Genomic DNA, 11,210 nt, shown 5'->3' with positions numbered 1-11,210 from the left:
AATAATTCAATAGAAAAGTAGCGATCTAACGCGCATTATTAGGGGAGATAAAACCCGATCATCAACCCATCGGAATGCTCCATGGATCAGTTTTTACCCTTTCTCATCTCACTTATGCTGGGACTGCTCATTGGCCTAGAACGCGGCTGGCATGAACGTAAGCGTGCTGAGGGAGCAAGGGTTGCAGGTTTAAGAACATTCGCTCTAATTACTATAGCTGGGGCGTTTACTGCACACCTGTCGCAAATCATCTCGATTTTAATCGCTCCGCTGGCGATGCTGGGTCTATTTAGCCTGTTGGCTATCGCCTATTGGTTGAGGTCACAACGTGGCCATGATGCCGGCATCACGACCTTGATTGCGGCATTCATAACATTTTTGATAGGTATGCTACCTCTCTACAACGAAGCTGAATTGGCCTCTATTGGCGCCGTGACCGTTGCGGTAATTCTTCGATTTAAAGCCTTCTTACACTCAGGTGTGCGCTCTCTGAATGGAGAAGAGATGACTGGCATATTGCAACTCGCCATTATCAGCATTGTATTACTGCCGATATTACCCGACCGCCCAATCGACCCCTGGCAGGTTATTAATCCTTACGAGATCTGGTGGATGGTGGTGTTAATCGCAGGAATTAGCCTGATCGGTTACTTCGCAATTCGTATCTTTGGAGCAACGCGTGGCCTGGTTATCACTAGTCTAGCTGGCGGGCTCGTCTCGAGTACGGCAGTGACTATATCGATGGCACGTTTTAGCATCCGCAGCCCAACGCTTCCAGATGTCTGCGCAGGCGCCATTCTATTGGCCTGTACCATCATGTTTCCGCGCATGCTTTTAGAGGTGATGGTGGTTAAACCTGAACTATTGGCCGCGTTATGGCTTCCGTTAGGCGGCATGACACTCATCTTTCTTGCAAGCGCTCTACTCTTTCTTTTCAGGCAAACCGATACATCACCAGCACTGGCACAACCCGATTTTAAACAGAGCCCCTTCCAACCGCTTCCAGCACTCATTTTTGGGGGCTTATTAGCTGCCATACTGCTCGCGTCACATTTAGCGATTACCTACCTAGGTGAGAGCGCTGTGGTGTGGGTGGCGATGATATCGGCTCTGACTGATGCGGATGCACCTACCCTAGCCATGTCTCGCATGGCGGGAGATGCCATTACCAACGAGACAGCCAGCGTTGGGATTATTCTTGCAGCCACCGTAAACAGCTTAGTTAAGATTGCTTATGTGGGTGTACTTGGGAGCCGCGCGCTACTCTTTCGCCTGTTAGTTCCAGGCACACTGCTACTGATGTGGGTGGCATTCTATGCAGTTTGGGTGCTTTACAGCTAGGGTTTAGAGTCCCTTGCTAATCACGTAAACGAAGGTTTAAGCAGAGATATCCTCTGGTAGGTCGGCCAGCTCAACGACCAGTCTCGCCGCCTCGTCACGGTGTTTAGCTAGCGCTTCAACAACACGAGAGTCGAGCTTGGATTCACTTGCCATACGACGCAGTTCATCAATCGCATCATCTACATCCCAAGGTTTTTTGTAGGGTCGAATACTGGTTAGCGCATCAAAGATATCAGCAACGGTGATAACCCTCGCTTCAACCGGAATTTCATCGCCAGACTTCCCATTTGGGTAACCCGATCCATCTAAATACTCATGATGGCAACTGATGATATTCATCAACACCTGGGTATCAGAAACTGCATTTAAGCTGTACTCAGTGAGTACTTTTTCGATGATGGATACCCCCTTAGCAACGTGCTCTTGAACCACAGTTCGCTCTTCTGGTGTTAGACGACCCGGTTTTAAGAGTATCTGATCGGGAATACCGATTTTTCCAATATCGTGCAACGGCGCAAAGAGGTAAAGCTGCTCCACAAACTCATCCGACAGATCAAGTTGCTCGGCAATTTCACGGGCAATAAGCCTTGAGAACTGGGCCATTCGGTCTAGGTGCTTACCAGTTTCAAAGTCACGCAGATCAGCAAAATCTCGCGCAGCTGCCGTGGTTGCTAACAACGAATCGATCACCATCAACTCAGAGGCAACTGCCATCTGAATGAGGTTTGAGTAGATCAACAGATCGCGTTGTACTTCCGGCGTAAAAGTACCTTGTTGCGAGCTATCGAAGAAGAGAAAACCGATCAGTTGTGAACCGTTGTTTAGGGTTACTGTGAATGAAGATTTGTAACCCTTAGAGCACACCCATGATGCGATCGACCGTGGGAAGTTTCTCCATCACTAAACCGTGAACATACTCAACACGATCAGTCAGGGTACCTAACCGTCCAGATAACAAACCAAATCGATCAACTGTCATATACGCCTCAAAATCTATTTTTAGCTTAATTCTAAAAGCAGTATAGGCGAGCTGTAACGAAGCTGGGTGATTTCAGACAATATTTTTGAAGTTATCTAACGCCTCAGGGTTAGCCAGTGACTCCACATTCTTAACCGGCGCACCCATCACAACATTTCGGACAGCCAGCTCCACAATTTTGCCACTCTTAGTTCGTGGGATGTCTGCAACTGTTTTGATGATCGATGGCACATGGCGTGGCGTTGTATTAGAGCGAATTGTGGTTTTAATCTTGGCGATTAATTGATCATCCAGCTCTACACCGTCGCGCAGCACGACAAACAGCACAACGCGAACATCATCCTCATAGGGCTGGCCGATACAGATTGAATCGACCACCTCGCTAACCTTCTCAACCTGACGATAGATTTCAGCTGTGCCAATACGAACACCACCTGGGTTAAGCACGGCATCTGAGCGACCATGAATAATTAGCCCCTTATGCGCTGTGATCTCTGCGTAATCACCGTGTGCCCACACCCCTTCAAAATGGTCAAAGTAGGCCTCATGGTAGCGTACACCCTCTGGGTCGTTCCAAAAGCCCAGTGGGCGACTTGGGAAGGGTTTAGTGCAGACGAGTTCACCCTTACCTGCTGGCATTGAATTACCTTCGTCATCGAAGATATCTACTGCCATACCCAAACCACGCGACTGTATCTCGCCGGTATAGACCGGAAGCGTTGGGTTACCCAAGGCAAAACAGGAGATGATGTCTGTACCCCCTGAAATCGAAGCAAGATGCAGATCAGACTTCACATCCTTGTAGATAAATTCAAAGCTCTCAGGTGAGAGAGGAGAACCGGTAGAGAGGATAGCTCTTAGCTTGGTTAGATCATGCGATGCTGCTGGTTTTAAACCGTTCGATTGAATGGCAGCAATGTACTTCGCACCTGTACCAAATACCGTCACCGACTCCTCTTCAATGATGTCCCAGAGCGCACTAGCGGATGGGTGGAAAGGTGAGCCATCAAACAGCACAAGCGAAGAACCTGCCCCCAGTGCCGAAACCATCCAGTTCCACATCATCCAACCACAGGTGGTGAAATAGAGCATTCGATCTGAAGCAGACATATCAGTATGCAGCACATGCTCTTTAAGATGCTGTATCAATGTGCCACCTGCGCCATGCACTATGCACTTAGGTACACCCGTCGTGCCTGATGAGTACATGATGTATAGCGGGTGATCGAAGGGTAACTGTGCGAACTCAACCTCAGCCACATCGTTAGCTGTCGCTGAATTCCAATTTATTGCCTTGGGGATGTTTGATAGGTCGATATCCAGATCTAAGAAAGGCACCACGACAACTGTTTTAACGCTAGGAATACGCTCTAAGATCTCCGGAAGCTTGTCTCTATTATCTAGTTTCTTACCGCCATAATGATAACCATCCACTGTCACTAGAATTTTCGGCTCTGTTTGCCCGAAACGATCGACCACCCCATTTGCACCAAAATCGGGGGAGCATGAAGTCCAGATAGCGCCTATCGAGCTAGTTGCTAACATCGCAACGATAGTCTCAGGGATGTTGGGCATATAGCCCGCTACGCGATCTCCTGCGACCACTCCTTGCGCCTTTAGATAGTGCGCAAACTTAGCAGTCTGTTGATACAGATCGGCATAGCTCAATGAATATCGGCGACCATTTTCGCCACGAAAGATAACGGCGCTCTCACTGTCGCGTCGTTTTAATAGCGCCTCAGCAAAGTTAAGGGACGCACCCGAAAACCAATTAGCACCTGGAATATCGGTAAGAGTGTCGACGACGGAATGCGCAGGGATTGTGAAATCTATCGCTAAGAAACGACGCAGCGCCTCCCAAAAGCCCCAAATATCGCTCGTACTCCAATGCCAGAGTGAATCGTAATCGGCAAAAGAGTACTCTGGATCTTGAGTCGCTAACCAGGTTCTAAAACGGGTTAATTGAGCATCAGAAATTTGTGCTTCGGTTGGTGACCAGAGAGGCTGCATAGAACAATCCCAAAAAGATAACTCAAGCAACCTTAGCGCGAGCAGCACAGCACTTCAACGCTGGTCCAACCATTTGATTTCACATCTGGAAATTAGGGTTGAGGAAGCTCGAAGAGGTGTAGTTTCCCATCAAGGTCTCCCACAGCCATTTTACCTGCTGCAAAATCCGCTTCTATCCGGCTCACCACCCCTGTAGGTGCTGTGTATTCGAGCCCACCCGTATTCGCATCAAGTGAAAATACTTGTCCCTTTTGGCTTAAAAACCAGAGGCTATCACCTACTAATCGCGGGGCTACAAGTAGGTACTCAAACGAGCTACCTGGCATATTGTAGCGCCAGTTTACTTTACCATCTTGTTGGTTCCAGGAGTGCACAAAGGTGTTTGCAGAACCAAAATAGAGCCTCTTGTCCTGACCTAAAAATGCCGAGACCCAATTCTCTGTATCGCGACGCCAAAGCGCTTGCCCTGTCTTGGCATCCAAGGCTTGAATGAAATCCTGATAGGCGATGTAACTTGCTACACCGCCGTTTAAAAATAGAGTTTTAGGGAGCCCATCTTCTGAGTAGGCCCGCCATTGAACTTTGCCAGTTTCGGTATCGATGAGGTAGTAGTAGGCCGGCCCACCCTCCTCTTCAGTAAATGCAGTGTCGATAAAACTACCGCCAACAAAAAGCCGATCACCATCAACGGATGCGCTCTGAAGTAAGAAGGTTTCAGTCGTCACTTCCCATTGAATATCACCGGTGGTGCGATCCAACTTAAACAACTTAGCACCTGTGAGAGGCGAACCTTTAAGGCCGGGGCCAACATAGGTGGTTGATATGTAGAGGTCATCCCCTTTAGCAACAGAATCACGCTGACAGTTGAGATCCCCAAGTGATGTTTTCCAGAGCTCGCGTCCAGTAGCAGCATCAAGTCCTGCCACAGAGGCATCGCGTAAACAGACAACAATCTGCTCTCCATGAAGGGTAACGCCTCTATCCCAGATAGATTCAGTGGGTAGCGACCAAAGAGTCTTACCCGTCCGCTGGTCTAGCGCATAAAGAGAGCCATCTGACGGCGCAGCATAGATGAGATTATCACCAATAATTGGTGCTTTATTAAATGGTGCGGATAGCTGGCTTTGCCACAATGGTTTTAACAGCGCTTGCGCAGCAAAAGATTCAAAGGGGATAAGCCCCAGCAGTATAGTCAGAAAGAAGTGATTCATATAAAACCAAAAAGGCCTCAAGCGAATGGACTTGAGGCCTTTTAACAGAGGGTTAATCGTCTGCGCGCTGACCGTGTAGCACTACTGGACCATCTCGGTTCTCTTCCGAGATATCAAACTCGATACCCGGTGGCATACGATTATTTCTTAAGCGACCTTTTAGTTTAGAGTTCGCCCAATCGAAATCTTTTGCACCAATCTTAGACTCACCCAGAATCGGGACTCCTGGTGGTTTAGACAAAACATCCCCACCACTCATAATGCCTTGGTAACCAGTCAAATCCATCTCATGCAATGAATTTTCGGTGTGGCCAGAGTGACAAGAAGCACAAGCCATCGTGCCCTGCTGCCAAATACCATGGGTAACAAAAAGCTGCTTAACATCTTTTTCAAAGGTCAGCTTAACGCCAGCGTACTCAAACGGATCATTTTGAGTCGCGCCACCTTCAACCCAGGCACCAATCATACCAACGGCGTTAAGATCACAACCATATTTACCAGTCAGAATCTTAGCCGAATCACCTGAGAGATCGACACAGGGGCCATCACGGTTTGTCTCAGAGATATCAAACTGCATATTAGGCGGCATACGATTATTTCTTAGACGCTCTTTAAGCTTTGAAGTATTCCAATTGAAATCTGATGAGCCTGATTTGCTCTGACCTAAGAGAGGAACACCCGGTGGTTTTGATAGCGCATCGCCGCCAATCATCAACCCTTTGTAACCTGTTAGGTCCATCTCGTGAAGAGAGTGTTCGGTATTACCCGAGTGACAAGATGCACAGGCAGGTAGGTTATCGCCCCATACATTGTGTTTAGTAAAGAGAGGCAATATATCGGACTGATAGTCCCCTTCCCAGTCTCGACCGCCAAGGTCGGTGTAGTTGAATTTTCCTTCAGGCGCGCCTGCATCAACCCACATTCCGATAAGATTAACGGCTTTTTGAGCGCCAGGAGTGTTTTCGTCGATATCCTTATCTGCAAGAGCAAATTGACTAGCTGTCGCTAAAGTCACCGCCAAACCAATGGTAGCGAGCTTCTTCATGTGCATCCCCTTATATTTGTTTTCGGTTGCACACTCTTTTTAAAACAGTAGCTTAAACCTGACTATAAACTTATGTTTATTTGAATAAACCTTAGGTTTAATTCACGTCATTTGCGACAAGTAGGTCTTCCATGAAAAATGAGACTAATTCACTGCGATTAGCCAGCTCAGATTTTCGATAGATACTGCTGCACTGACTCTTCACAGTACCGATTTTCGCCCCACGAGCGTCGGCAATCTCTTGCAAAGAGAGCCCTTTCATCAACAATAATGCAATTTGAGATTCTGACGCTGAGAACTGCCACTGCGAAAACTGAGTATTTATCACATCACTCAAATGACCTGCGGCCACCTCTAAAGATGTCTTTACATCCTTCTGCTCTTTCAGCACGAGTTTGATTTCGTAAAAGGTGAAGAAGATTGCGATCGCCAGTGCAAATGAAGATAGGTTTTCCAATTTAGTGTGATAAATAGGGTTAACCAGATAAAAGTTGAACAGATAGAGATCATCTACGAAATCTAAAACGAAGAAGAGTTCTGCGAACAACATGACAGCCAGAGCTGATATTAACCAGGTTAAACGGAACTGTTTAGTTTTCGATGATGACATTCAGGCGACTCGTCTATTTTTTGTTTTCAGTGAGTCTAAACAAAATTAGCTTAGATGGGTAATTCGACTTTAACGCAAAGTCCGCCGATGGATGCATCACTAAAACTCATGCTCCCTGAATAACTCTCAACTACCGCTTTACTAATAGCGATACCAAGCCCTGATCCTGTCAGAGGAGAATCCTCATCTAAGCGAACGCCCCGCTCCGCTAGACGACTCATATTCTCTGGTGACACCCCTTTACCATCATCCTCAATTGAGAGACTCCAGCTGTGGTTTTCACTTGAGAAGGTGATCGAGACCTCAGCTTCTGTCTTCGCATACCTGAGTGCGTTATCAAGCAGATTGCCGATAAGCTCGAGCATATCATCTCGATCATAGGGGAGTTCAGATTGCGGCAACTGTTTCAGACGCAACGCTTTAGCTGGGTAAATGCGTTTAAAGAGTTCAACCATAGGGGTTAAGTCAGCATCAGGAGTAAACAGTTTGCCAGGAGTCGGTGTGCCAGAGATGCGAGCTCTGCGAAGTTCACGATCCATCAACTGTTGAAACTCTTCACTCAGCGCTATTACCTTGTCTGAGTTTTCGTTTGAATCTAGATCAGCGGCGAGCCAACGTAACTTCTGTATAGGTCTCTTCAACTCATGAGCGAGATTACCTAACCCTGTACGAGATCTCTCTATTTGCGCTGCTGAGCGAGCTAACAAACGATTAAGCGCAAAGGCTAAGGGGGCAATCTCCTTAGGCAACTGATCCGGAAATTGGATCGATGCGCGAATGTCACCCTTCTCAATCGCTTGTCGCACAGGCTCTAGGCTAGCAAAACCAGATTTCACCATTCGCCTTTGCAACCACACCACAAATCCAAAAACGACAAACATGATTAACAACAGAACCAGCTCAAGCAACCATTGATTGTGATAGAGCTCAGTCACATCTTCAGCAACAGCGATGGTAAATGTGACATCAGATTTTTTGAAACCCTGGGTCAGAATCATCCAGCGCTGGTCATCATTAATAACCACCGCAATATCAACAATGCCAGGAGCTAGTGATGAGACGTTAAACTCGCGATCCCATAAAGAGCGCGAAAGTGCCTGAAACTGATCTGACTGGAGTTTAAAGTAGTGGCCTGACTCTACTCGCTGATAGATGGAAGAGATGCGCTCTTGTTGCAACTGCCACTGGTTGTTTGGATCCAAACTCACTGCGGTGATAATTGTCTCAGCATCATGGCCGAGGCGTTGTTCGACAATGCCATCAACAAATGAGCGAACAGTTAGATGTAATGGAACTAGTAGCAGGATAGCCAGAAGAAACAGGAGTTTGGTTAAACGACTCTGTAGCTGCGCCTCTATAGAGTAACCCTGTTTCAACATTTAGTTGCTCTCATCCCGCTGAACGATATAGCCCTGACCGCGCTTTGTCTCAATAAAATCCTTCCCGAAGTATTGGCGAAGACGATTGATGTAGACCTCAATCACATTACTATCTTTAAGCATCTCCTCTTCATAGACATGCTCACTCAGTTCTGTCTTGGATACGATTTTACCTGCATGTGTGATGAGATAACGCAGCAGTCGAAACTCTTTACCGGTCAGTGAAATAGTCTGCCCTGATGCATCAACCGCCTGTTGGGTATCCACATCTAATCTAACGCCCTGACAGACCAACGAGTTGTCGGCACGCCCTTGATTTCGGCGCATTACGGCTTCTAGACGGGCTTGAAGCTCCTCAAAATGGAAGGGTTTGGTGAGATAGTCATCGGCTCCGTGCTTTAGACCATCTACCTTCTCTTGCCAGGAGTCGCGTGCTGTAAGAATCACAATTGGAGTCTCAACACCCGCACTTCGCAGGTTAGAGAGAACCTCAAGTCCAGGACGGTTAGGCAATCCAAGGTCAAGAACAATACCGTCAAAAGACTCCTCTTGCGCAAGAAATTCGCCATCTACACCATCTTGCGCAACCTCAACCGCAAAACCCGATTTTTGCAGTTGGGGTCTCAACTGGTTAATGAGATCGAGATCATCTTCTATAAGCAGTAGGCGCATGCTTAATCCTCTAACTTCTCTTCAAGAAGTTCACCTGAAGCTGCATCGATGTAGTACTCACGCACTTCGCCGTCACTGCCAAGGACCTCAAACTCATAGATCAGTTTGCCATCTTTACGCTCTAACTCTAGATCTAAAATTTTACCCGTGAAGGTCTCAGCGTGGCGGCCATGCAGTTCAGAAAGCGAGAGGATATGACCTGACTCCAACAACTCACGCGCCTCCCGCTGCGAGAGATTCTCTCCCGCATTAGAAGGCATTGCTGCAACTAGGAGATTAATGATCCCAGCGGCCGTGATTCGGAATATTAACCGAGTCGTCATCAAAGTAGCCCTGCTCTGCTCTATCGCCATGACAAGCCTGACACTGGCTGAAACTACCAACATCAGGGTTACCGGTCACCATACGATCCGGCACCTCATCATGCTTCTGTTTAAAGTAACGTAACTCAGTAATACGCAGTGGTGTAGCACCATCTGAAACACTGCGTAAAAATTTACGTGCCCTTCGATTTGAACTGTTTTCTGCCGCATTATCAACCAGATACTGAGTAATCGCTTGTTGCGTTGTTGGATCCAGCTCCGCATTTTCTCCAAAGTGATTATCCAGACTACCCATCATCTTCTGCCAACTACGCTCCGGTAGAAAACCTGCTGGATAGGCCATATGGCAGGCAGCACACTCATCAACATAGAGTTGGCGTACCGGCGAATTGTCAGCCTGCTTTGACGCACTATTGCGACGTTCACCATGCTCATCGTCGTCATCGTCACGTCCAAAGATTTTCCAACCTTCATCTGCTGAAGCGACATTTACGACGCCAACCATTCCAACACCTAAGGCACTAGTTAAAAGTGTCGTACCCAAAATCCAACGGACCGTTTTAATTCCAAGCTTCATTTTTCTGCCTCGCTCTTATTGATTAGATAGCCAGATTAGGATGTCCCCTTTCTCTGCAGGGGTGCACTCGCGGCCAAGCGTCCATTTACAGTTCCTTAGGAACCACTTATTAATCTTATGATCCTGCGTAAGTCGCTCCGGATTTACGCTAGGCGCTAGAGGATCAATCGCCTTTTTGGTTTTTGCATGTTGGCCTACCTGTTTCACATCAGACCCATGACAGGTAGTACAGCTCTTACCGTTAAAATCCCGATTCCAGAAAGCTTCACCTGCAGAAGCATCGGCACTTTTGCCACTGGCCGCTTCGAATGCTGCCACCATTCGATCACTCACTGGTGTTGCATTTGCAGCCACGACAAAGAGTGAACATGTCAGCGCGATCGCTAATTTATTAATTCTCATCGCTCTTCTCCTCGATCTCTTTTTTTCCATTAATCATTGCCCGAACCAGGTTTTCCCCATGGACTAAGCTACTCACCAAGACACCGGCTATATGAAACAGCACAAAGGCTAGAACTAGGTTAGCAACGGCCTCATGTATATCTTCCATCCAATGCCCTGAAATTGACTCAACCCAGGTACCTGCAAGCGGCCCTATGCCATCAATTGCAACAGAGGCCATGCCGGTAAAGGTTAGTAATGCTAAAGAAAGAAGTAGGATAACCACCATCAAACCACCCGCTGGGTTGTGCCCTACATAGTGTTTAGGACGCAACGCTGCCAAATCGATTAGATAGCTTTTTATAGTTCTGAAACGGTAAATAAAGTCGGTAAAGCGTGCGTGGCGCGTACCGATAATGCCCCATACAACTCGAAATGCGACCAAGGCGGCGATCGTGTAACCTGCCCAGAAGTGCAAGGTATCAAACTCGTCTGCACTGACCCATGCTACAGCGAAGCTCAGCACCAGCGTCCAGTGAAATACGCGAACCAGTGGGTCCCAAACTCGAACGCTCTTTTTAATAATCGGCATAAACGCCTCCAAACAATCTTCTCTATGACATGAAGTTTCGACTAGGTAACTTAAAACCAAGCTTAATTTTTTTAAGTTACGTTTTTTTAA

At 47.3% G+C, this 11,210-nt stretch carries 13 protein-coding genes; 1 reads left to right on the top strand and 12 read right to left on the bottom strand.

The window, feature by feature from the left end:
• The first annotated feature begins 81 nt into the window (after window positions 1-81).
• On the top strand, window positions 82-1,341 hold the full coding sequence (locus tag HH196_RS02040) for an MgtC/SapB family protein (protein ID WP_169450433.1): 1,260 nt from the start codon (window positions 82-84) through the stop codon (window positions 1,339-1,341).
• A 36-nt stretch (window positions 1,342-1,377) separates the two neighbouring features.
• On the opposite strand, the gene HH196_RS02035 is transcribed toward HH196_RS02040, so the two are convergent.
• The 12 genes from HH196_RS02035 to HH196_RS01985 form a co-directional block, all read right to left on the bottom strand.
• Window positions 1,378-2,205, bottom strand: a complete 828-nt coding sequence (locus HH196_RS02035) for an HD-GYP domain-containing protein (protein WP_248276876.1) — start codon at window positions 2,203-2,205, stop codon at window positions 1,378-1,380.
• Entirely contained in the window at window positions 2,195-2,320 is a 126-nt protein-coding gene (locus HH196_RS11600) for a hypothetical protein (protein ID WP_256366882.1), read from the bottom strand. Before HH196_RS11600 ends, HH196_RS02035 begins: the two co-directional genes overlap by 11 nt.
• Before the next feature lie 72 nt (window positions 2,321-2,392).
• Window positions 2,393-4,330: an acetoacetate--CoA ligase gene (locus tag HH196_RS02030; protein WP_169450432.1), complete on the bottom strand. Its 1,938-nt coding sequence runs from the start codon at window positions 4,328-4,330 to the stop codon at window positions 2,393-2,395.
• Between the two features lie 92 nt (window positions 4,331-4,422).
• Window positions 4,423-5,541 (bottom strand): PQQ-binding-like beta-propeller repeat protein, encoded by a 1,119-nt coding sequence (locus HH196_RS02025; RefSeq protein ID WP_169450431.1) that lies wholly within the window; start codon window positions 5,539-5,541, stop codon window positions 4,423-4,425.
• A 52-nt stretch (window positions 5,542-5,593) separates the two neighbouring features.
• Window positions 5,594-6,586 (bottom strand): hypothetical protein, encoded by a 993-nt coding sequence (locus tag HH196_RS02020; protein WP_169450430.1) that lies wholly within the window; start codon window positions 6,584-6,586, stop codon window positions 5,594-5,596.
• 97 nt (window positions 6,587-6,683) lie between these two features.
• The gene (locus HH196_RS02015) at window positions 6,684-7,196 is read right to left on the bottom strand and encodes a helix-turn-helix transcriptional regulator (RefSeq protein WP_169450429.1); all 513 of its coding nucleotides are present in this window, start codon (window positions 7,194-7,196) and stop codon (window positions 6,684-6,686) included.
• Window positions 7,197-7,246: 50 nt separating this feature from the next.
• A complete protein-coding gene (locus tag HH196_RS02010) occupies window positions 7,247-8,575 on the bottom strand; it encodes a sensor histidine kinase (protein WP_169450428.1) in 1,329 nt (442 codons plus the stop codon).
• Window positions 8,576-9,247 (bottom strand): response regulator transcription factor, encoded by a 672-nt coding sequence (locus HH196_RS02005; protein ID WP_169450427.1) that lies wholly within the window; start codon window positions 9,245-9,247, stop codon window positions 8,576-8,578. It lies immediately after the preceding gene.
• A gap of 2 nt (window positions 9,248-9,249) precedes the next feature.
• Window positions 9,250-9,507 carry a PepSY domain-containing protein gene (locus HH196_RS02000; protein ID WP_169450426.1) on the bottom strand — a complete coding sequence of 86 codons (258 nt, stop codon included), beginning with the start codon at window positions 9,505-9,507 and terminating at the stop codon, window positions 9,250-9,252.
• A 16-nt stretch (window positions 9,508-9,523) separates the two neighbouring features.
• Window positions 9,524-10,147, bottom strand: a complete 624-nt coding sequence (locus HH196_RS01995) for a diheme cytochrome c (RefSeq protein WP_211160807.1) — start codon at window positions 10,145-10,147, stop codon at window positions 9,524-9,526.
• Window positions 10,148-10,162: 15 nt separating this feature from the next.
• Window positions 10,163-10,549 (bottom strand): DUF1924 domain-containing protein, encoded by a 387-nt coding sequence (locus HH196_RS01990; protein ID WP_169450425.1) that lies wholly within the window; start codon window positions 10,547-10,549, stop codon window positions 10,163-10,165.
• Entirely contained in the window at window positions 10,539-11,120 is a 582-nt protein-coding gene (locus tag HH196_RS01985; protein ID WP_169450424.1) for a cytochrome b/b6 domain-containing protein, read from the bottom strand. The genes HH196_RS01990 and HH196_RS01985 overlap by 11 nt, the downstream gene beginning before the upstream one ends.
• Window positions 11,121-11,210 lie beyond the last annotated feature (90 nt).

Source organism: Marinobacterium sp. LSUCC0821, from assembly GCF_012848475.1.
In the GTDB taxonomy this organism is placed as follows: Bacteria; Pseudomonadota; Gammaproteobacteria; order Pseudomonadales; family Balneatricaceae; genus Marinobacterium_E.
Note: the sequence above shows the minus strand (reverse complement) of the source record. Positions and strands in the feature narration are given on the sequence as shown.